At 64.2% G+C, this 22,118-nt stretch carries 19 protein-coding genes and 1 pseudogene; 8 read left to right on the forward strand and 12 right to left on the reverse strand.

Annotated features, from left to right (window positions below):
* Positions 1-9 precede the first annotated feature (9 nt).
* The 3 genes from H7C86_RS03745 to H7C86_RS03755 are packed head-to-tail and all read left to right on the forward strand — an operon-like array spanning position 10 to position 3,610.
* A complete protein-coding gene (locus H7C86_RS03745; RefSeq protein ID WP_259349035.1) occupies positions 10-804 on the forward strand; it encodes a bifunctional 2-polyprenyl-6-hydroxyphenol methylase/3-demethylubiquinol 3-O-methyltransferase UbiG in 795 nt (264 codons plus the stop codon).
* Between the two features lie 29 nt (positions 805-833).
* Entirely contained in the window at positions 834-2,369 is a 1,536-nt protein-coding gene (locus H7C86_RS03750) for a glycoside hydrolase family 57 protein (RefSeq protein WP_021343881.1), read from the forward strand.
* Entirely contained in the window at positions 2,366-3,610 is a 1,245-nt protein-coding gene (locus tag H7C86_RS03755) for a glycosyltransferase family 4 protein (protein WP_084326021.1), read from the forward strand. The genes H7C86_RS03750 and H7C86_RS03755 overlap by 4 nt, the downstream gene beginning before the upstream one ends.
* A 10-nt stretch (positions 3,611-3,620) precedes the next feature.
* On the opposite strand, the gene H7C86_RS03760 is transcribed toward H7C86_RS03755, so the two are convergent.
* Both H7C86_RS03760 and H7C86_RS03765 read right to left on the reverse strand, forming a co-directional pair.
* The gene (locus tag H7C86_RS03760) at positions 3,621-4,256 is read right to left on the reverse strand and encodes a maleylpyruvate isomerase family mycothiol-dependent enzyme (RefSeq protein ID WP_019747902.1); all 636 of its coding nucleotides are present in this window, start codon (positions 4,254-4,256) and stop codon (positions 3,621-3,623) included.
* Positions 4,257-4,353: 97 nt separating this feature from the next.
* Positions 4,354-5,118, reverse strand: a complete 765-nt coding sequence (locus tag H7C86_RS03765) for an acyltransferase (RefSeq protein WP_003944741.1) — start codon at positions 5,116-5,118, stop codon at positions 4,354-4,356.
* A gap of 137 nt (positions 5,119-5,255) precedes the next feature.
* Between H7C86_RS03765 and H7C86_RS03770 the strand changes: the two genes are divergently transcribed.
* Positions 5,256-6,563 (forward strand): PQQ-binding-like beta-propeller repeat protein, encoded by a 1,308-nt coding sequence (locus H7C86_RS03770; RefSeq protein WP_182261110.1) that lies wholly within the window; start codon positions 5,256-5,258, stop codon positions 6,561-6,563.
* 1 nt (position 6,564) lies between these two features.
* On the opposite strand, the gene H7C86_RS03775 is transcribed toward H7C86_RS03770, so the two are convergent.
* From H7C86_RS03775 to H7C86_RS03795, 5 genes are read right to left on the reverse strand one after another with little or no spacing between them, the layout of a single operon-like run.
* Positions 6,565-7,722 carry a THUMP-like domain-containing protein gene (locus H7C86_RS03775; protein ID WP_182261111.1) on the reverse strand — a complete coding sequence of 386 codons (1,158 nt, stop codon included), beginning with the start codon at positions 7,720-7,722 and terminating at the stop codon, positions 6,565-6,567.
* Between the two features lies 1 nt (position 7,723).
* Positions 7,724-8,740, reverse strand: coding sequence for a class I SAM-dependent methyltransferase (locus H7C86_RS03780; protein ID WP_003944733.1), 1,017 nt, complete (start codon positions 8,738-8,740; stop codon positions 7,724-7,726).
* A 53-nt stretch (positions 8,741-8,793) separates the two neighbouring features.
* The gene (locus H7C86_RS03785; protein WP_003944701.1) at positions 8,794-9,573 is read right to left on the reverse strand and encodes an enoyl-CoA hydratase/isomerase family protein; all 780 of its coding nucleotides are present in this window, start codon (positions 9,571-9,573) and stop codon (positions 8,794-8,796) included.
* Between the two features lie 10 nt (positions 9,574-9,583).
* Positions 9,584-10,402 carry an NUDIX domain-containing protein gene (locus H7C86_RS03790; RefSeq protein ID WP_003944751.1) on the reverse strand — a complete coding sequence of 273 codons (819 nt, stop codon included), beginning with the start codon at positions 10,400-10,402 and terminating at the stop codon, positions 9,584-9,586.
* 56 nt (positions 10,403-10,458) lie between these two features.
* Positions 10,459-11,280, reverse strand: coding sequence for an ABC transporter ATP-binding protein (locus H7C86_RS03795; protein WP_003944728.1), 822 nt, complete (start codon positions 11,278-11,280; stop codon positions 10,459-10,461).
* Between the two features lie 51 nt (positions 11,281-11,331).
* Between H7C86_RS03795 and glgX the strand changes: the two are divergent.
* Positions 11,332-13,374: pseudogene (glgX, locus tag H7C86_RS03800) on the forward strand (glycogen debranching protein GlgX); the annotation flags it as partial.
* Here the strand turns inward: glgX and H7C86_RS03805 are convergent.
* The 4 genes from H7C86_RS03805 to ctaD all read right to left on the reverse strand — a co-directional run bounded on the left by H7C86_RS03805 (position 13,287) and on the right by ctaD (position 18,028).
* Positions 13,287-14,081 (reverse strand): YitT family protein, encoded by a 795-nt coding sequence (locus H7C86_RS03805; RefSeq protein ID WP_029255092.1) that lies wholly within the window; start codon positions 14,079-14,081, stop codon positions 13,287-13,289. The pseudogene glgX and the gene H7C86_RS03805 sit on opposite strands and share 88 nt — an antisense overlap.
* A 37-nt stretch (positions 14,082-14,118) precedes the next feature.
* Positions 14,119-14,904, reverse strand: a complete 786-nt coding sequence (locus H7C86_RS03810) for a peptidyl-tRNA hydrolase (protein WP_182261113.1) — start codon at positions 14,902-14,904, stop codon at positions 14,119-14,121.
* Positions 14,901-16,121, reverse strand: coding sequence for a phosphoserine phosphatase SerB (serB, locus tag H7C86_RS03815; protein ID WP_182261114.1), 1,221 nt, complete (start codon positions 16,119-16,121; stop codon positions 14,901-14,903). Before serB ends, H7C86_RS03810 begins: the two co-directional genes overlap by 4 nt.
* A 116-nt stretch (positions 16,122-16,237) precedes the next feature.
* Positions 16,238-18,028, reverse strand: coding sequence for a cytochrome c oxidase subunit I (gene ctaD, locus H7C86_RS03820; protein WP_020907234.1), 1,791 nt, complete (start codon positions 18,026-18,028; stop codon positions 16,238-16,240).
* A gap of 349 nt (positions 18,029-18,377) precedes the next feature.
* Between ctaD and H7C86_RS03825 the strand changes: the two genes are divergently transcribed.
* The 3 genes from H7C86_RS03825 (at position 18,378) to H7C86_RS03835 (ending at position 21,057) form a co-directional block, all read left to right on the forward strand.
* Entirely contained in the window at positions 18,378-19,373 is a 996-nt protein-coding gene (locus H7C86_RS03825; protein WP_182261115.1) for an ABC transporter substrate-binding protein, read from the forward strand.
* Positions 19,374-19,422: 49 nt separating this feature from the next.
* A complete protein-coding gene (locus tag H7C86_RS03830; RefSeq protein ID WP_182261116.1) occupies positions 19,423-20,517 on the forward strand; it encodes an iron-siderophore ABC transporter substrate-binding protein in 1,095 nt (364 codons plus the stop codon).
* A 66-nt stretch (positions 20,518-20,583) separates the two neighbouring features.
* On the forward strand, positions 20,584-21,057 hold the full coding sequence (locus H7C86_RS03835; RefSeq protein ID WP_019747889.1) for an NUDIX domain-containing protein: 474 nt from the start codon (positions 20,584-20,586) through the stop codon (positions 21,055-21,057).
* Positions 21,058-21,152: 95 nt separating this feature from the next.
* Here the strand turns inward: H7C86_RS03835 and nrdF are convergent, their stop codons facing one another.
* Positions 21,153-22,118: a class 1b ribonucleoside-diphosphate reductase subunit beta gene (gene nrdF, locus H7C86_RS03840; RefSeq protein ID WP_003944744.1), complete on the reverse strand. Its 966-nt coding sequence runs from the start codon at positions 22,116-22,118 to the stop codon at positions 21,153-21,155.

The following is a 22,118-nucleotide window of genomic DNA, read 5'->3' on the forward strand; positions in this document are numbered from 1 at the left end:
CTCGCACGGGTGAGTGAAACGAGTGTCAGCAACCACGAGGACGCACCCCTGCCCTTGACGGGCGAACGAACCGTGCCAGGAATCCCCGAGGAGAACTACTGGTTCCGACGCCACGAAGTGGTGTACCGCGCACTTCTGGAGCGCTGCACGGACCGCCGAGTCCTCGAGGCCGGATCCGGAGAAGGCTACGGCGCCAACATGATTGCGGACGTCGCAACGAAGGTTACCGGCCTCGACTACGACGTCTCCGCGGTCGAACACGTTCGTGCGCGCTACCCCCGCGTCGAGATGCTCCACGGCAACCTCGCCGAGCTTCCACTGGCCGACAACTCGGTTGACGTCGTCGTCAATTTCCAGGTGATCGAGCACCTGTGGGATCAGGGTCAGTTCCTGCGCGAGTGCTTCCGAGTTCTCGCTCCCGGCGGTGAACTTCTGATCAGTACCCCCAACCGGATCACGTTCTCCCCCGGCCGCGACACGCCGCTCAACCCTTTCCACACTCGTGAGCTCAACGCCGCCGAAATGACCGAATTGCTCGAAGACGCCGGATTCCGCGTTCAGTTGATGACCGGCGTCCACCACGGTTCACGCCTGAAGGAACTCGACGCCAAGCACGGCGGATCGTTCATCAACGCGCAGATCGACCGCGCGTTGGCCGGTGAGCCCTGGCCCGAAGATCTCACCCGCGACGTCGAGGGCATCACCGTCAACGACTTCAGCATCAGCGAACCCGACATCGACGACAGCCTCGACCTCGTCGCTATCGCCGTGAAAGAAATTGCCGTGAAGGAATCCGGCGAGTGAGTAACGCAACACCCGTCACCGAACCGGGGATGTTCGCCCTGGTTCTGCACTCCCATCTGCCGTGGCTCGCCAACCACGGCAGATGGCCCGTCGGCGAGGAATGGATCTACCAGTCCTGGGCTGCGTCGTACATTCCGCTCGCCGCCGCGCTACGACGCCTGGCCGACGAGGGCCGATCGCACCTGCTGACGCTGGGAATCACGCCGGTGCTCGCGGCCCAGTTGGACGATCCCCACTGCCTCGCCGGTATGCATCACTGGCTCGGCAACTGGCAGATCCGTGCACACGAGGCCGCCGGCATGCCGGACGCAGCGCACCGCGAACTCGGAGCGCGCGAACACCGAGCGTCCGCAGCGGCTCTCGAAGATTTCGAGACTCATTGGCAGCACGGCGCCTCACCCGTGTTCCGCGACCTCATCGACCGCGAGGCCTTCGAGCTTCTCGGCGGGCCGCTGGCCCACCCGTTCCAGCCGCTGCTCGACCCTCGCTTGCGTGCGTTCTCCCTCCGCGAAGGTCTCGCCGACGCGCATGCCCGGTGGAACCACACTCCGACCGGGATCTGGGGGCCCGAGTGCGGGTACACCCCGGGCATGGAGCGCGGGTACGCCGAAGCGGGCGTCACCCACTTCATGGTCGACGGTCCCGCCTTGCGCGGCGACACGTCCCTCGGTCGCCCGGTTCGAGAATCCGACGTGGTTGCCTTCGGCCGCGACCTGCAGGTCAGCTACCGCGTCTGGTCCCCGAAATCCGGATATCCGGGTCACGCTGCTTACCGCGATTTCCACACCTACGACCACGAGACGGGCCTCAAGCCGTCGCGGGTCACCGGACGGACCGTCGACTCCGCCGACAAGTTGCCGTACGACCCCGAACTCGCCGCCGCCGCCGTCGACAAGCACGTCGCCGACTTCGTCGAAACCGTTCGGGCGCGTCTGCGCAGTGAATCCACCCGCATCGGCCGCGACGCCCTCGTGGTCGCAGCATTCGACACCGAACTGTTCGGGCACTGGTGGCACGAAGGCCCGCAGTGGCTCGAGAAGCTCCTGCGCGCGCTTCCGGAAGCCGGAATTCGCGTCGGCACCCTCGCCGACGCCAAGGAATCGGGATACGTGGGCGAACCCGTTCAGCTCGAGGATTCGTCCTGGGGATCGGGCAAGGACTGGCGCGTATGGGCCGGCGATCAGGTGTCCGACCTCGTGCAACTGAACTCCGAGGTGGTCGATACCGCCCTCACCACCGTGGACAAGTCTCGCGGCCGCGACAACGCACCCGGCCGACCGGAACTGCGAAACCGGGTCAACGATCAGGTCCTTCGCGAGACACTGATGACAGTTTCGAGCGATTGGGCATTCATGGTGAGCAAGGATTCGGCCGCGGGGTACGCCCGCGAACGCGCACACAAGCACGCCCACGCGACCAGGGAAATCTCCGAAGCGCTCGTTTCCGGCCGCGATGCCGTGGCCGAGCGGCTGGCCGAAGGCTGGAATCGCGCCGACGGATTGTTCCCGGGGCTGGATGCTCGCCGTCTGCCTGACACAGAACTGGTGAACGGGAGCGCGTCGTGAAGATTCTCATCGTCTCGTGGGAGTACCCACCGGTCGTTGTCGGCGGCCTCGGCCGACACGTCCATCATCTCGCCACCGAGCTTGCGGCTGCAGGCCACGAGGTCGTGGTTCTCTCGCGCCGCCCCTCCGGCACCGATGCGTCGACGCACCCGACGGTCACGCACATCTCCGAAGGCGTACTGGTCGTCGCGGTGGCCGAGGACCCGGCACACTTCGTCTTCGGCGAGGACATGCTCGCGTGGACCCTCGCGATGGGTCACGCGATGGTCCGTGCCGGGATGGCGCTGCACAAGCCAGGAGTGGGCGAGGGCTGGCAACCGGACGTCGTGCACGCACACGACTGGCTGGTCGCACATCCGGCGATCGCCTTGGCCGAATTCTATGACGTCCCACTGGTTTCCACCCTTCACGCCACCGAGGCGGGTCGCCACAGCGGTTGGATCTCCGGACGCATCAACCGCCAGGTCCACTCGGTCGAGTGGTGGCTGGCAAACGAATCCGACTCTCTCATAACCTGTTCGGCGTCCATGCAGGAAGAAGTGACCGAACTCTACGGTCCGACGCTGCCGCCGATCACTGTCATCCGCAACGGAATCGACGTGACCACGTGGAACTTTCGCGAACGTGGACCGCGGTCAGGGCCGCCGAAACTCCTCTTCGTCGGCCGCCTGGAATACGAGAAGGGTGTGCAGGACGCTATCGCGGCGCTCCCCCGAATCCGTCGTAGCCACCCCGGCACGACCCTCGCGATCGCGGGCGAAGGCACCCAGTTCACCTGGCTCTACCAACAGGCGCGCACACATCGCGTCGCGCGGGCAGTGGACTTTCTCGGCACCCTCGATCACACGGAACTGCTCAGCTGGCTGCACGGAGCGGACGCCATCGTCCTGCCGTCGCGCTACGAGCCGTTCGGGATCATCGCCCTCGAAGCGGCGGCAGCCGGCACTCCGCTGATCACGTCCACCGCAGGCGGACTGGGCGAAGCGGTAGTCGACGGGGTGACCGGGATGTCGTTCCAACCGGGTGACATCGCCGGGCTCACCTCGGCGGTCCGCGAGGTTCTCGACGATCCCGCCGGGGCGCAGGAACGGGCAGTGGCCGCCCGGGCACGCCTGACGTCGGACTTCGACTGGCATCAGGTCGCCGAGGAGACTGCTCACGTCTACGCGGGCGCAAAGCGTCGGGTGCGGCAGCCGTTGGCGCGGCCGCAGATTCCCGAGCGGCCGCTCCCTGGTCGCTGAAGCGCTGACCTCAGCGGGTCGGGAGGGGCGCGGTGAAGCGAGAACTCGCATCCCCGAGCAGATGGCCTGGTGGCAACATCCGGCCACACAACACCAGCAACAAGTCCTGCGCCGCTCCGTGAACCTCGGCGCCGGCACCGTACGTCCAGTCTCGGTCGTCGGCGCGCAACCGAGCGCCGTCGAGGTCAGTCCCGAAATACTTCACGGTCTTGGGCGAGAGTCCGCTGAGCACACGAGTGAGCCGGTCTTCGGGCACCACGTAGTCGTCGCCGAGTGCCACGCGAATGTCCTGACCGTGAATCACGTCGTGTGAGAGTGCGCCCTCGAAGCCACCGCCCGGCGGCTTCCACGGGTGTGCGACGTTGTCGCGAAGCGAGGCAAGCAGTTGTTGCTCACCGACTTCCGACGCGTCGGCGAGCGCTCGCCGATTCGACATCTTGTTGAAGTTTCCGCGTGACTTGACCATTTCCACGACGAATCGCGGCGCCGAGTATCGGTAGGGCATGGTGATGTGCGCGATCACTTCGCGGACCCGCCACCCGTCGCACAGGGTCGGCGCGTTCCACTGCTCCGCGCTCAGGCCTTCGAGAAATCCCACCAGTTCGCGGCGCTGCGCCACGACCCATTCGGGTGTCTGTTCGCTCATGTCGGCACTCCTTTCACCGGCGCAGACTTTCGGCGCCGATACCGATACAGACCGGTGGCGGCGCCGAAAGTAATCGCTGGTTCTGCCAAAAAGTGAGCTACGACGTCGACGACGCGTCGGCAGCGTCCGCAGCAGCCTTCTTGCGTGCGATGTCCTCGAGTGCCGCGATGTACTTTGCACGATCGGCTGCGCCGGCTTCCCAATCGGACTTGCGGTTCTTGACCGCCTTCGCGGGCGAGCCGACCGCGATGCTGTAGTCCGGGATGTCTCCCTTGACGACGGCGTGCGCCCCGAGGACACAACCGCGTCCGACGCGGGTATTTCGCAGCACGGTGACCTTCGCTGCCACCCAGGTGTCCGGGCCGATACGGACGGGGCCCTTGACAATGCCCTGGTCCTTGATCGGTGTGTTGATGTCGTCCATGCGGTGGTCGAAGTCGCAGATGTAGCACCAGTCGGCTACGAGCGTCGACGCACCGATTTCGATGTCGAGGTAGGTGTTGACGACGTTGTCCTTGCCGAAGACGACCTTGTCGCCGATGCGCAGCGAGCCTTCGTGGCAACGGATCGCGTTGCCGTCGCCGATGTGTACCCAGCGCCCGATCTCGAGACGGGACAGGTCCGGGGTCGAATGGATTTCGACGTTCTTGCCGAGGAACACCATGCCACGCAGGATCACGTGCGGGTTGGCCATCTTGAACTTGGCGAGACGGTAGTACCGCACCAGATACCAGGGTGTGTACGCCTTGTTCGCCAGAACCCATTTGAGGGAATCGACCGTCAAGAACTTGGCCTGATCGCTGTCGCCTCGGCGTGATCCCCGCCATCGAGTGCGCAACGGTGCGCCCCACATGCTCGTCATGAGTGTTCAGCCTACGTGGGGCCGACTCACCGACCCTCGGGGTGTGCCCCGTCACGTTGCCCCGGTCGGGATAGTCTCTGGTCCGGGCTTGTGCAGTTACCGAGGGCTCTTGATCAAGTGAAGGCAGGGAGATTGTGATGCGGCGGGTCCTACGGTCGTCCGTGATGGTGTCGACGGCGATCGCTGCGGCCCTGATCGCCGGTTGCGGCAGCGACGACGGACGGGTGGACCGGTACGCGTCGGCGGGTTGGCCGGCAATGCATGCCGACGCCCGCAACAGCGACACGAGCCCGGTCACGGGATCACGCGATGTCGAGTTCGCATGGTCACGCCCTCTCGGCGGTCCGGTTGCCGCGTACGCCTCGGTGGCCGCGAACGGCCAGAGCTTCGTCACCGCCCGCACCGAGAACGGCTGCAATCTCTTCTCGTTCCAGATGGATACGGGTCGCAAGAAGTGGTGCGCTCGACTCAACGACGGAGTAGTCGCGTCCACGCCCATCGTCGACACCGCCACCAATGTCTACGTCGGTGAGAGCGGCGCGATGATGTCCTTCACCGAGACTGGTCAATTGCGTTGGCGCACGCTCGTTGTGGGCACTCCTCTCTCGTCGCAGTTCACCGGCGACGGAAACCTGTTGTTCATCACCCAATTGGGTCAGATCAACGTGCTCGACCCGCAGACCGGCGCCAAAGTGGTTCCGTCGTTCGACCTGATCCCGCCGCCGTCGATCGACCAGGGCGCGAATGCAGAACTCATTCCCGACAACAAGGGTCTGAACGAGTGCTTCCTCGGCACGTCCGGCTGCCCGGTGGCCAATACGCCGGCAGTAGACCTGGGCACCGGCAAGTTCTACTTCACCTTCTACGGACCCAGTTCTCAGGCAGCCGATCTGGTCGCCATGAAGTACACGGGCGGCGACAATCCGTCCGTCACCCGCGAGTGGTCCACCGACGCGCTTCCCGGTGGGACGGCGTCGAGCCCGGACCTGTCGAAGGACGGCAAGACCGTGTACGCCACCGACAACAACGGATCTCTCTGGGCAGTGAACGCCGAAACCGGTGACACCAGGTGGAGTTACGACATCGGCTTCAACTCGGCCGGTAGTGCCTCGACGTCCGACGACGGTTTGATCATTCCCGCCGGCGGCGACAAGGGCCACCTCCTTGCCGTGCGAGACGAGGGAGATCACGCCGAACTGGCCTGGGAACGTAAAGACCTTCTGCAACTCGGCGTTCCGGCGCAGACCGCCGGCAACACCGGATACACCGTCGTCCGCGAGGGTGAGAACGGACTGAGCCTGATCACCTTCGACACCGAAACCGGTGAGACGGTGGATCAGGACACGTTGCCGGGAGCAGTCGGCTTCACCGTCGGCACCTCGATCGGCCCCAACGGCGAAGTGTTGACGCCCAGCGCAATCGGTGAGCTGTTCGTCTTCAAGTGAGCTAGCGGGAAGCCTCACAGATGAAGGCCGACGCCGATCGTCCGATCCGCACGATCACGACGCTCAGTGCAAGCGAGCCCTTGAGCTTGAGCCGTGGACGCAGGACTGCCGGGTCCACGTCGACTCCTCGCACCAAAATTTCGGCCACACCGCAGTCCCGCTTGGACAGTGTCTGTTTGAGCAGTTTCTCCGAGTACTTGATCTGCTCGAGGATCCGGAATCCGCGAACTCCCTCAGGGACGCTGTCACCGGTCAGATAAGCGATGCGTGGATCGAGCTGCCAGAGGCCGTGTCCGGCCGCGTAGTGGCGCACGAGGCCTGCTCGCACTACCGCTCCGTCCGGGTCGATGATCCACTCCCCCGGAGCTTGCTCCGGAATCACGTCGTCCTCGGCGTCGGTGATCGCCCACCCGCTCCCGTCGGAGCGAAGCACCGAAGCTCGACGCGTGACGCCGGACTCGGCCAGTCCCGTCGACCACAGGCAGGCTTCCTTGACGCCGCCGTCGAGCGAGACGACCTCGACTTCCCCGTCCCAGCCCAGATTGTCGAAATCGAGTCCGGGAGCACACTTCACCGCGAGATCACGGCCGGAGTACGCCTCGATGAGGTCCGGTAGAGGTGGCATCAACGCTGCCGGATCGTGAGTGCGGCGACCGCCCGATCGCCGGGCGGGGTCCGCCAGTACGACGGTGTCGCGTGTCGTCGGGCGGAGCGCGTCGGCCCGCAACAACGCTGCGCTCGGCACATTGCGCTGTGCCATCGCCAGGCGAACGGAATCGATGTCGCTGCCGATCACGCGATGCGCAACTCCGGTCAAGGCATGCAGTTCGGCGCCGATTGAGCACGTCACGTCGTGGACGTCGCGCCCGATCAGACGCTGCGCGCGGTGCGCCGCCACAACGCCGGGAGTGGCCTGCTGCATCGCGTCGTCCGTGAACAACCACTGATCACTGCCGGGCAGTTTCGTAACGGCCTTGCGTCGAAGCAGGACGGTGTCCACGAGCGCAGGCATGTGATCACCGAAACGCGTACGCGCCCGGCCGATGTCGGCCAGACGCGTACGCGTGGACAGTTCGAGCTGATCCACCTCGGCCAAGGCAGCTACGCCGGAATCACTTCCGAGATAGTCGACGTCGCCGAGGGTGAAGTCATAACCCAATTCAGTTGCCGGGCTTCACGCCGGTGATCATGACGTTGTAGAAGAATCCGCGAGGAACGACGTGACGGAGCACCTTCTCGTCGACCCAGCTGAGCGTCTTCCAACCACCGAAAGCGAAACGTCCCCAACCCCAACCGAGCTTCTCCGGCGGAACAGCTGCTTCGAAAGTACGGACCGGCCATCCGAGAAGCGCCGCGGCGAATTCCTCGGTGGCAGCGTGGACCTGATCGGCTCCGGCGGACTTCGCCATGTTCTCGAGGTCGGTGGGGTCAAACGTGTGGATGTCGACGACTGCCTCGAGCGCTGCTGCGCGAGAGGACTCGTCGAGCTCTTCCTGCGGGCGACGCCAATCTGCCAGGAACGGCAGCTTGGTCACGCGTGTGGTTGCTTCCCACGTCGCACGGCCGAGCCAGCGGGCGTAGAAGTTACCGACAGTCGTGGGCTCACCGGCGAAGACGAAACGGCCGCCGGGCTTGAGGACACGAAGGACCTCGCGCAGCGACTTCTCGACGTCGGGAATGTGGTGCAGCACGGCGTGGCCGACGACCAGGTCGAAGGTGTTGTCCTCGTACGGAATGGTCTCGGCATCGGCAACACGGCCGTCGACCGGAAGGCCGAGGCTTTCTGCATTGCGCAGTGCGACCTTGACCATGCCGGGCGAGAGGTCGGTGACCGAACCGGTCTTGGCGACTCCACCCTGCATCAGGTTCAGGAGGAAGAATCCGGTGCCGCAACCCAGTTCGAGGGCGCGCTCGTACGGGAGCGGCTGATCGCCCGCGACGGCGTCGAAACGACCACGTGCGTAGTCGATGCAGCGCTCGTCGTACGAGATGGACCACTTGTCGTCGTAGGTTTCGGCTTCCCAGTCGTGGTAGAGCACCTGGGCGAGCTTGGTGTCCTTACGAGCGGCCTCGACCTCTTCGGCCGTGGCGTGCGGCCGCGGCGCGGGGTCGACTACCGAGGTGTCGGTAGCGGCGGGCGGCGTGACGGTTGCGTCGTCATTCGGGCTGGCTGTCATGGCGGCTATCCTACTCGCTGGTAAGAGATGAACAAGTTCTAGTTTAGGGGAGCCTACTCGCCCGTGAACTCGGCCTTGCCCGGACCGTTGGCGATGAACGACTCCATGCCGATCGCCTGATCCTTGGTCGCGAACAATCCGGCGAACAGATGCTGCTCGATCTTGAGCCCGGATTCCAGGTCGGTGTTCAGACCCTCGTCGATGGCTGCCTTGGCAGCAGCCAACGCACGTGACGCTCCCCCGACGAACTGCGAGGCCCACGTGCGAGCGGCGGTGTACACGTCGTCGGGAGCGACGACCTCGTCGACCAAACCGATGGCCAACGCCTCGTCAGCCCCGACGAAACGGCCGGTGAAGACCAGATCCTTGGCCTTGGCCGGTCCGATCAGACGAGCCAGGCGCTGCGTTCCGCCGCCACCGGGAATGATTCCGAGCAGAATCTCCGGAACTCCGAGCTTGGCGTTGTCTCCGACGATCCGGCGATCGGCCGAGAGTGCAACTTCGAGTCCGCCACCGAGTGCGTATCCGGTGATCGCGGCAACGGTCGGCTTCGGGATCGACGCCACGGCGCCGAGCCCGGCCTGCATGCCGCCGATCGCGTCACGGATCTGGCCGTAGTCCATCTCGGCCATTTCCTTGACGTCGGCACCGGCTGCGAAGACTTTCTCGCCGCCGTAGACGATGACGGCCTTGACTGCCTTGTCGACGGTCGCAGCGTGTGCGGCAGCAGCCAACTCGTCCTGGACCTGACGGTTCAGAGCGTTCATGGGCGGGCGCGCCAGACGGATGGTGCCGATGCCTTCGGAAACCTCGAGAGTCACAAATTCAGCCATGATCGAGAGGTTACTTTGCCGCCTTGACCGACCACGGATGCGGCCCGGCGACGTAGTAACCGTCCTGATTCGGGAACTCGACGCGCAGAGTCTCCTCGTCGGTGATCAACGTAGGCAGGATGACGGGAATCTCCGGCTCGGCTGCGAGTATCTCCGCCACCGAACTGAACTTGGCCAATTCGGTCAGCTGACTCCACGTCGGCGGCAACAGGATGCTGCCACCCTCCCGCCAATGCGCCAGCGCGTCCTGCGGGCTCTGCCAACGCACCTCGGCGGCCTCGGAGGTGACCCCGTCCGCGATCTGTCCGGTCGGTGACGCTGCGACGAAGAAGCGCGTGTCGTAGCGGCGGGTCTCGCCCACCGGCGTGATCCAGTTCGCCCACGGCCGCAGCAGATCCGTTCGCAGGACCAGGTTCTCCTTCTTCAGGAAATCGCTGAACGACAGCTCGTGCTTTTCGAGAGCTACTCGGTCCTGTGCGTAGCCGGCCGTGTCCGCGACGACGGTGTCCGCGGTCGGTCCGGCGAGCAGCACGCCGCACTCCTCGAACGTTTCCCGCACCGCAGCCAAGACGAGAGCCTTCGCCCGAGCCACATCCGTGCTGAACCGCTCGGCCCACCACTCGACCGACGGTCCGGCCCACTCGACCTCTGCCGTCGCATCGGACTTGTCGACGCCGCCGCCGGGGAAGACTGTCATGCCCCCGGCAAACGCCATCCCCTGTACACGTTGAAGCAGGAAGATCTCGATCCCGGATTCGGCATCGCGCACCAAGATGACGGTCGACGCATCCTTGGGCTCGGGGACAGCGTTTGCATTCTCGTTAGCCATGCTTCGCGAACCTACGCGATCTGTGATCTGGGCCGCATTTCAGGTCCCACTGAAGCTCACGCGCGATGAGCCCCGGACGGCCTCGCACGTCGTGCGAAGTATCTGCCGTCCGCCTTGTCGAGGCTGATGGACTGGCTGAATGCCGCGCTCAGATTTTCGGCGGTGATGACGTCGTCCAGAAGGCCCTGAGAGACGACCTCACCTTCCTTGAGAAGGAGTGCGTGAGTGAATCCCGGCGGGATCTCCTCGACGTGATGGGTGATCAGAACGGTTGCCGGGGCGTCCGGATCGGCAGCCAGTTCGGCGAGTCTGGCCACAAGTTCCTCACGTCCACCGAGATCGAGCCCGGCGGCGGGCTCGTCCAGGAGAAGAAGTTCGGGATCGGTCATCAAGGCTCGCGCGATGAGGACGCGCTTGCGCTCGCCTTCGGAAAGCGTCCCGTACGTGCGATCCGCCAGGTGCTCGGCGCCGAGGCTTTCGAGCATCTCCACAGCGCGCGAGGTGTCCATGGATTCGTACTCCTCGCGCCACCGACCGAGAACGGCGTAGCCCGCCGACACGACTAGGTCGCTGACCTTCTCGTCGCCGGGCACGCGGTTCGCCAACGACGACGAGGACAAACCGATTCGCGGGCGCAACTCGTTGACGTCGACCTTGCCGAGAACTTCGCCAAGGAGGTGGGCAGAACCACTGGTCGGGAAAGTCTCACCGGCCGCGATGCGCAGCAGCGAGGTCTTGCCGGCACCGTTGGGTCCGAGCACCACCCATCGCTCGTCCAGCTCCACTTTCCAGGTGACGGGCCCCACCAGAGTGGACCCTCCCCGACGGATGAGTACGTTGTCGAAATCGATGAGCAGATCTGGATCAGGTAGCGGCACCCGAACATCTTCCCGCACATTCTCCGGCCGTTCACGGCAGGATCATCTTGCGTGTCGCCTCTCATCGAAACTCGCACCCCGACGCCCGGGTCTCCGTTCCCACTCGGCGCCAACATCGTGGACTCCGGAACCCAGTTCGCGGTCCACGCACCAGCTGCGTCGAGCGTCCAGATCTGCCTGATCGACCAGGACGGAAACGAAGATCGCGTCGAACTCCGGCAACACACGTACGGAATCTGGCACGGGATCATCGCCGGGATCGGTGCGGGGCAGCGATACGGAATTCGGGCAAGCGGCCCGTGGAATCCGCGCGCCGGACTGAGACTGAACCCACACAAGCTGCTCATCGATCCGTGGGCGTGCCGCATCGAGGGGGAACTCGGTGACCACCGTGCCCTCCTGTCGTACGCCGACGATCCTTTCGGCGACCCGTCTACCCTCGACTCGCTCGGCCACGTGCCGCTGTCCGTGGTGACTCCCGGCCTCGTGCCCGCCGGAGCCCGCCTCGAGACGCCGTGGGAGGAAAGCGTGATCTACGAACTGCATGTGGGCGCGTACACCGCCAGTCATCCAGGAGTACCCGCCGCCCACCGCGGAACGTACCTCGGCCTGACGGCACCGGCCGTGATCGATCACCTCGTCTCACTCGGCGTCACCGCCGTGGAACTGCTTCCCGTACAGGCGTTTCTGACCGAACAGAGCGTCCGCGAGCGAGGGATGCGCAACCACTGGGGATACTCGACGGCGTCGTACTTCGCCCCGCATCCCGGATACGCGGCAACTCCGGGCGGCGAAGTCACCGAGTTCCGGATCATGGTCGACGCACTACACGCGGCAGGCATCGAGGTCATCCTCGACGTCGTCTACAACCACACCTGCGAGCAGAGTGTCGACGGAATCAGCGTCAGCTGGCGAGGTTTGGACGGCCCCGGCTACTACCTTCTCGACGGCGACGGCCGCGACATCGACCTGACCGGGTGCGGCAACACGGTCGACGCCTGCTCCCCCATCGCCGTCCGCATGATCACCGACAGCCTCCGCTACTGGGCCACCGAAATGGGTGTCGACGGCTTCCGATTCGATCTCGCGAGCGCGTTGGGTAGGCCGCGCGGCGGCGGCTTCGACCAGCGGGCGTCCATCTTGTCGGCCATCTCCTCCGATCCGGTACTGACCCGGTGCAAGCTCATCGCCGAACCGTGGGATGCCACTGCCGACGGTTACCAGGTCGGAAACTTCGGACTCCAATGGTCGGAATGGAACGACAAGTACCGCAGCACTATTCGCCAGTTCTGGAACGGCGGCTCCAGCGTCCGGAAGGTCGCGTCGCGCCTCGCCGGTTCCGAGGACATCTTTGCCGGCAGCGGCCGTCGCCCATGGGCGTCGATCAACTTCGTCACAGCGCACGACGGGTTCACCGCCGCCGATCTGGTCGCATACAACCACAAGCACAACGAAGCCAACGGTGAAGACAATCGTGACGGCGCCGATCACAACGATTCGTTCAACCACGGAATCGAAGGCCCGAGCACCGATCCCGAGATTCAGGACGCCAGGGCACGTCATGTACGGGCGCTACTGGCCACGCTCGTGCTGTCGACAGGCACACCGATGCTCACCGCCGGAGACGAGTTCGGCCACAGTCTCGGCGGAAACAACAACGCGTATTGTGTTCCCACACTTGCCTCCCCAGCCGATTCGTGGGCCCTGGACTGGACGGCGGCCGATCAGTCGTTGGTGCAGTTCGTCTCCCGAGCGTTCGGATTACGCCGAGCGGCACCGGCGTTGCGTCAGCCCGAATTCTTCGAAGGCAGAAGAAGACTGGAACACCCGGACCTCGTCTGGTTCGACGCTGCCGGCGTCGAGTTCGACGACACCGCATGGTACGACGAGAGTCACCGAACGCTGCAGGCCTGGATCGACGGAGCCGACGTTCGGTCTCACACTCGGACCGGGCGCCCACTCGTTGACGACAGTTGGCTCCTGATCCTGCATTCCGGTGGACCGGTTCAGGTCACCGTCGGCACTCCGGAATGGTTCGACGGCACATTGACTGCATCGTTCGATTCGGCGTCACCGACCGGCGAACCTGCCTCCACGGCCGAAGTTCCCGTCGGCACGGAGATCTCATTGACCGGACCCACGGTCTTGGCCTTACGTTCCGTGACACGTCCGCCGGTAACCGCTGCTGTCATGGAATCCGGCAGCACCTTGATCAGTAATTGAATGGTCGGCCCGATCCCGAAGGCGTACAACACTGTTCCGACGCCAACCGTTCCACCGAGGAGCCATCCGGTAGCGAGGACCGCGATTTCGATGCTGGTACGCACGAGCCTGACCGACAAGCCGGTGCGCGCCACCAGTCCTGTCATCAACCCGTCGCGGGGACCCGGCCCCATGCCTGCCCCGATGTAGAGAACGCTGGCCAGTCCGTTGAGGAGGATTCCCGCGACCATGATCGCGGCGCGAACTGGCATGGAATCAAAGACCGGCAAGAAGGCCAGTGAAGTATCCACCGAGATTGCAATTACCACGACATTGGCGACCGTGCCGAACCCTGGCCGCTGACGGATCGGAATCCAGAGCAGCAGTACCACCGCACCGGTAATCGCAGTGATCACGCCGAAACTGAGCGAAACATGCTCGGCCACGCCCTGATGGAACACATCCCAGGGGTCCAGTCCGAGGCCGGCTGTGATCATCATGGCCATCGAGAAGCCGTACAACCACAGACCAACGAACAGCGAGGCGAATCTCCGTATCAACACTCGACCATCTTGAAGGCCACTGGACTGTTCATCCATAGCCAAGTTGTCGATACTGGACTGGTCGGTTAGGTCTCTACGGAACCGCGATGACTGTCATGGAGCCTGGTGCCACTTCCGTGAAGCCCGCATCACGAACCGCGACAGCCTCCGACCGCTTCAATCGGTCTACCGCCTCGGCCCACTGTTTCGGACTTGCGTCGCGTACCGAGCAGCGAAAGTCGTTCTGCGCCCATACCCAGCACTGTTTCTCGGACATGGCCGCTGCCAACAACATCGAGGCATGCCCTACCTGTGCCGACGCCTTGCCTACCGTCATCTCGAGCTCCGAGTCGATCCACAGCACCGGAAGACCGGGCTCGGGCTGGCCAGGCTCGTCGTGCTCCAGGTCGGTGCCACCGATCTGCAACTTCTTGATTCGCGGGTCCAGTTCTCCGACCGGCCCGGGAACCAGAGCCCGCGCCTGGGCGCCATCCACGTCGACGGTGATTCCCGGTACCTCTTGCGCGGCGAGCCACTGGGCTCCACGCGCTCGGCGAGACACTTTCCGGATCCGGGCACCCACCCACGCCGAATAGTCCTCGTGCCACGGGCCGGGCTCCCCGTCTTCGGTGAACCCGACGCGTTCGTCCAGGCACAGCGCCACTGCCGCCGTTGCGGCAGCCTCGAGCAGTGCAGTGCGCTTCGGCGGGTCTGCCTTCGGGATGTGGAGAATGATCGGCATCGCCAACACCAGCGCCGGATCCGCGGGATCGTCTCGCCCACCGTACCCAGCAGCCAACACCGCGTGGCGCTCGCGCCATCGAGAATCGGGGCCGGACTTCACTGCTGGATCGGAACTGACTGCTGGATCGGAACTCATGGAATCGGTACGCGTCGTACGCCACCGTCGACGGCGTCCGCAGCCTCGACCTCGTCGCGGGTCACACCGAGAATGAACAGCACAGCATCGAGGAAGGGATGCGACAAAGCCGCGTCCGCGACCTCCCGCAACGCGGGCTTGGCGTTGAACGCCACACCCAGTCCCGCGGCGTTGAGCATGTCGATGTCGTTGGCACCGTCACCGACGGCGACAGTCTGTTCCATCGGCACACCGACCTGATCGGCGAACTTGCGCAGCGCAACGGCCTTCGCGGCGCGGTCGACGATGTCACCGATCACACGTCCGGTCAGCTTGCCGTCGACGATCTCGAGGGTGTTGGCGTGCACGAAGTCCAGTTCGAGTTCGTGTGCGAGGCCTTCGATGACCTGGCGGAAACCGCCGGACACCACACCGCAGTGGAATCCGAGGCGGCGCAGGGTGCGGATCGTGGTGCGCGCCCCCGGCGTCAGTTCGATGCTCTCTGCCACCTCGTCGATGACGGAGGCATCGAGACCGGCCAGTGTCGCCACACGCTGGTGCAGTGATTCGGTGAAGTCGATCTCGCCGCGCATCGCAGCTTCGGTGACGGCGCGGACCTCGTCCTCGACACCGGCCTTCGCGGCGAGCATCTCGATGACCTCGCCCTGAACGAGCGTCGAGTCCACGTCGAACACGATCAGTCGCTTGGCCCGGCGAGCCAGTCCTGCGCGCTCGACTGCGATGTCGACGTTTTCGAGCGCGGCGACCTCGGCGAGTCCGGTACGCAGCTTCGCGTCGCCGTCGACAGTATCGGCTGCGCTGACGCTGAGTTCGAGGCCGGTGACCGGATAGTCGGCGACACCACGGATGGAGTCGATGTTGGCGCCCTGCTTCGCGAGTTCGCGTGCCACCGAGCGCATTGCGCGGGCATTGACGGGGCTGCCGAGAACAACGACCGCGTGAGTGGACACTGCAGGTCGACCTGGATCGGCACCGATTTCGATGTCGACGTTCATTCCGACCGTCGCCATCGCCTGTTCGAGCTCTTCCTGAAGGGCTTCGGGATCGTTCGGGCAGGCCACCATGACGCCGAGTGTCAGTCGACCTCGAATCACCACCTGCTCCACGTCGAGCAGACGCACATCGTGCCGCGACAGCGCCGCGAACAGTACCGAGGTGACGCCAGGGCGGTCCGGCCCGGTCACAGTCACCAGAACAGTGGTGTCAGAGGCACCCACCGAAAACTCCGATCGTTTCTTCGTTCGCGTCTTGATCGTCACTATTGTGCCAAGCGAAAGGCCCCACCCGTTACTCGGGCGGGGCCTTCGCTGATTACTTCAGTGTGTTACTTCGCTCAGGAGCGGCTGTCGGTGCCGGGGTCGCCTTCGTCCCCGACTGTGAGCGGCTCGTGACGAGCATCTTCGAGCACGGTGCTGGCGTTCTTCCCACCGTGACCGGGGCCGACGTGCGCTTCTGCGCGCATCCGCTCCACCATGTGCGGGTAGTGCAGCTCGAAGGCCGGACGCTCGCTGCGGATGCGCGGCAACTCGGTGAAGTTGTGACGCGGCGGCGGGCAAGTTGTCGCCCACTCGAGCGAGTTTCCGTAGCCCCACGGATCGTCGACGGTGACCACTTCGCCGTAGCGGTAACTCTTGAAGACGTTCCAGATGAACGGGAGCGTCGAGGCACCGAGTACGAAGGCGAAGATCGTGGACACCGAGTTCAGAACCGTGAACCCGTCCGAGGGCAGGTAGTCGGCGTAACGACGCGGCATACCTTCGGCACCGAGCCAGTGCTGGACGAGGAACGTGCCGTGGAAGCCGACGAACGTGGTCCAGAAGTGCCACTTGCCGAGGCGCTCGTCCATCATGCGACCGGTCATCTTCGGGAACCAGAAGTAGATACCGGCGTACGTGGCGAACACGACCGTACCGAAGACCACGTAGTGGAAGTGGGCGACGACGAAGTAGCTGTCCGTGACGTGGAAGTCGAGCGGCGGGCTCGCGAGGATGACGCCCGACAGACCACCGAAGAGGAAGGTGATCAGGAAGCCGATCGAGAACAGCATCGGTGATTCGAAGGTCAATTGCCCCTTCCACATCGTTCCGATCCAGTTGAAGATCTTCACACCTGTCGGCACGGCGATCAGGAATGTCATGAACGAGAAGTACGGCAGGAGAACAGCGCCTGTTGCGTACATGTGGTGAGCCCACACAGCGATCGACAGAGCGGCGATGGCCAACGTTGCGTACACCAGGCCGCTGTATCCGAAGATCGGCTTACGGCTGAAGACCGGGAAGATCTCCGAGACGATGCCGAAGAACGGCAGCGCGATGATGTACACCTCGGGGTGCCCGAAGAACCAGAACAGGTGCTGCCACAGGAGCACACCGCCCGTTGCCGGGTCGAATATGTGTCCACCGAGATGGCGGTCGACGAACAGGCCCATGAATGCAGCGGTCAGCAGCGGGAACGCCAGCAGGATCAGGATGCTGGTGATGAAGATGTTCCAGGTGAAGATCGGCATGCGGAACATGGTCATACCGGGTGCGCGCAGGCAAATCACGGTGGTGACCATGTTGACGCCACCGAGGATGGTGCCGAGGCCGGCGACAGCCAGACCCAAGACCCACAGGTCGGCGCCGACGCCGGGGCTGTGCAGCGCGCTGGTCAGCGGCGTGTATGCCGTCCAACCGAAGTCTGCTGCGCCACCGGGCGTGACGAATCCGGCCGTCGTGATGATCGCGCCGAACAGGTACAGCCAGTAGCTGAACGCGTTCAGACGCGGGAACGCGACGTCGGGTGCACCGATCTGGAGCGGAAGAATGTAGTTCGCGAAGCCGAAGACGATCGGGGTCGCGTACAGCAGCAGCATGATCGTGCCGTGCATGGTGAACAGCTGGTTGAACTGTTCGTTGGAAAGGAACTGCATGCCGGGTACAGCAAGTTCGGCACGCATCATCAGTGCCATGAGGCCACCGATGAGGAAGAAGGCGATGGAAGTCGCCAAGTACATGATTCCGAGCACCTTGGGATCGGTGGTCGTGATCATCTTGAAAATGAATGAGCCCTTGGGTCCCTGCCGCGGCGGGTAAGGCCTGGCCGGCGCTATCGTGGGGACTGGCTGGGGCGCTACGGCAGTCACTGATCCTCCTGAATGTGCCTTTGGTCGCTCCGCAGACTCCGTCAAAGAGCCCTTGGTTGCGCCCGCAGGGTCCGTCGCCCGGGCTGCGGACAACGGCTTCTGGCTTGCGCTCATCGAATCGTAGACCGTGACTCCGAGGCACCGCGACCCGGTCCTACTCTGCGTCGTACTCGAGCATCCGTTTTTGGGGGCACCAAACGAACGACCTGCGGTTTATGTTCCCTCGGGAGTCCGAACCCACATCCGAATCGGCGTGTCGTACCCGTCGAAGAATTCGGCCGGTGTCCGTTTTCGGCCATCTCCTCCACTGATAAGGTCACCCTCGCCTAACTCACCTCAGGAGTATTCAGTGAAATTCTTTCCCCGCCGCGCCGCGCTGGTAGCCGTCGCAGCCTCGATCGCCTTGGTCGTTCCAGCCTGCTCGAGTAACGACGAGCCCGCTGCAACCACCACCTCGACCGAGTCGGGCGCATTCCCCCGCACGATCGAACACTTCCGTGGAAGCACCGAAATCCCGGCAGCACCCCAGCGGATCGTCGCGCTCGACAACAGCTTCACCGACGCCGTCCTTCTCCTCGAATCCCCGCTCGTCGGCTACGTCGACTACCGCGAGCCCGGTCTGCCCGACTACCTCGGATCCTCCCGGGAGGAATTCGCCGCGGACGCCGTCTCGGTCGGCACGGTCAGCAGTGCAAGCCTCGAGAAGATCGCCGCACTGCAGCCAGACCTCATCATCTCCGCCGAGGTCCGCGACGGGAAGAACTACGAACAACTGTCCGCAATCGCACCCACCGTCTTCACTCAGACGACCGGCCCGACGTGGAAGGACAACATCCGCCTGGTCGGTCAAGCGCTGGGCAAGGAGTCACTGGCCGAGGCGAAGATCACCGAGTTCGAAACCCGCGCAGCCACCGTCGGCAAGGAAATCAACGAGAAGGCGAACAACCCGGTCATCTCGGTAGTCCGATTCGCCGGTGAACCGACGGCACGCCTCTACCGCACCACCTCGTTCAGCGGCATCGTCCTCCAGGACGCCGGATTGAAGCGCCCGGACAACCAGGGACCTGACCCCGCCGATGCCGGAAACATCATGATGAAGATCAGCCCCGAGCTGATCAACGAAGCCGACGCGGACGTCATCTTCATCAGCACCTGGCAAGACGCCGAGGGCAAGAGCGCCGAAGCTGCGAAGCCGTTCCTCGAGAGCCCGCTGTGGCAGACCCTTCGAGGACGCAAGGTCGACGTGGACGATTCACGTTGGATGTCGCCGGTCAGCATCCAGGGCGCCCACATGATCCTCGACGACCTCTCGGACACGTTCGAGGTGGACAAGCAGAACAGCTGAGTCGAACAGCTAACCTGAACGGCGCCCGCTCACACAGGAAGCCGTCGACTTGTCTGTTCTCTCACGCACGTCTGTTCTCTCACGCACGACCGCCCGCACGTCCATTCGTCGTGTCTCGATCCTGGGGATCGCTGCCACGATGCTCGTCCTCGGTGGTTGCTCGTCCGGCTCGTCGGACGATCCCGCGAGCACCATCGTCCGGACCACTACGTCGATCGCCGGTGCCGGCGTGATGGGTATCGAACGCGACACCGCCACCGCGTGCCCGACGCCGACGCAAGCCGACCCGGGAGCGGGCCCCGGGGTGAAGCGTCGAGTCGTACACACTGCGGGTGAAACCGAGGTTCCTTCCGATCCCCAACGGATCGTGGTCCTCGACAGCGTCTCGATGGACGCCGTGTGCGCCCTCGGTCTGTGGGAGCGGGTAGTGGGCGCCGCGACCGGTGTCGACTCGCCTCAACCGTCGTACCTCGGTTTCGGCATCTCGGAGATTCCGAGCGTCGGCCCCGTGAGCGCACCCGACGTCAACGCCGTGAAGGCCGCCGCGCCGGACTTGATCCTCGGGTCCAGTCCGGCGTCCGACGGTTTGTACGGGCAACTCGACGCCATTGCCCCCACCGTGTTCGCCGGCGCGGATCCCGTGTACTGGAAAGCGCAGTTCGCCCTCGCCGGCCAGGCACTTGGCCGTTCGTCCGCGGCTGCGACGGAGCTGGACCGCTACCAGCAGGACGTCGTGCAGCTCGGCGACGCATTGAATGCATCACAGACGCAGGCATCAGTGGTTCGGTTCGGTTCGAAGGACCTGCAGATCGAGGGTCCCGCATCCTTCGCCGGACAGATCCTCAGCGACGTCGGCGTCCGGCGCCCACCGGCGCAGCGATTGACCGATGCGACCACAGCACCGATTCCGGCCGACGATCTCAGCGCCGCCGAAGGTGACTTGATCTACGTACTCTTCGACGGGCCGAACGGTCGTACCTACGGCACCGAGATCATGAAGAGCGACCAGTGGCAGGACCTCGCCGCCGCCACCGACCGGCGTGTGTTCGTCGCTGAAGACGAAATCTGGAACGGAAACGGGATGACTGCCGCCCGTGCCGTATTGGCGGACTTGAAGGGAACCTTGAACGGATATGCGAGCTGACCGGAACGAACCACTACTCCCACATTCGAGGCGGCTCGCCACAACTGTGACGGTCGGGTTCTGATCATGCCGATCCCGGAATTCATTGTCGCTTTGCGCGAGAAGGTCGGTCATGCGCCGCTCTGGCTGTCCGGCGTGAGCGTCGTGATCCGCGACGACGACGGCCGGGTCCTGCTCACCCGCCGCGCCGACAACGGTCAGTGGGCCGTCGTGTCCGGCGTTCTCGAGCCCGGAGAGGAACCGTCGGCGGCGGCGGTGCGGGAGGCGAAGGAAGAAACCGGCGTCGACGCCGAATTGATTCGGATCACGAGTGTCGATGTCACAGAACCCATTACGTACCCCAATGGTGACGTGACCCAGTACCTCGACGTCTGCTTCCTGGCCAGGTGGACCGGCGGAGATGCACACGTGGCGGACGACGAAAACCTCGAGGTCGCGTGGTTCGCGCCGAGCGAATTGCCGTCGGACATGACGGAAACCTCGCGTCTGCGCCTCGCAAAAGCATTGCTGGACAAGCCGGAAGCGTGGTTTCTGCGCTGACCCACTCCCCCATCGACGACCGAAGCCCGATTCCCGCGTGTGCAGGAGTCGGGCTTCGGTATATAGGTCGCTCTAGAAATCCCGAGCGGGTCGCTCTAGAAATCCCAGTCGTCGTCTTCGGTGTTGACTGCTTTGCCGATGACGTAGGAGCTTCCCGAGCCGGAGAAGAAGTCGTGATTCTCGTCCGCATTCGGTGAAAGTGCCGACAGGATAGCCGGATTGACGTCCGTCTCGTCCTTCGGGAAGAGGCCTTCGTAGCCGAGATTGTTGAGCGCCTTGTTGGCGTTGTAGCGCAGGAACTTCTTGACATCCTCGGTCAGGCCGACGCCGTCGTAGAGGTCCTGCGTGTAGTCGACCTCGTTCTCGTAGAGCTCGAAGAGCAGCTCGAACGTGTAGTTCTTGAGCTCTTCGCGCTCGGCCTCGGTGAGCTGTTCGAGACCCTTCTGGTACTTGTAGCCGATGTAGTACCCGTGCACGGCCTCGTCGCGGATGATGAGGCGGATGAGGTCTGCGGTGTTGGTGAGCTTGGCTCGCGAGGACCAGTACATCGGCAGGTAGAAGCCGGAGTAGAAGAGGAAGCTCTCGAGGAGCGTCGATGCGACCTTGCGCTTGAGCGGCGACTCGCCGTTGTAGTAGTCGAGAACGATCTGCGCCTTGCGCTGCAGGTTGGGGTTCTCCTCCGACCAGCGGAACGCGTCGTCGATGTCCGGGGTGGAGCACAGCGTCGAGAAGATCGAGCTGTAACTCTTCGCGTGCACCGATTCCATGAAGGCGATGTTGGTGTACACCGCTTCTTCGTGGGGAGTGATCGCGTCCGGGATGAGGCTGACGGCGCCGACCGTTCCCTGGATGGTGTCGAGCAGCGTCAGGCCCGTGAAGACGCGCATGGTGAGCTGCTGCTCCTGCGCGGTCAGCGTTCCCCAGGACGGGATGTCGTTGGAGACCGGCACCTTTTCGGGCAGCCAGAAGTTGCTGACGAGGCGATCCCATACCTCGGCGTCCTTCTCGTCCTGGACGCGATTCCAGTTGATGGCGGAAACGCGACTGACCAGCTTGACCAT

Source organism: Rhodococcus sp. UFZ-B548, from assembly GCF_903819475.1.
Taxonomy (GTDB): Bacteria; Actinomycetota; Actinomycetes; order Mycobacteriales; family Mycobacteriaceae; genus Rhodococcus_F; species Rhodococcus_F erythropolis.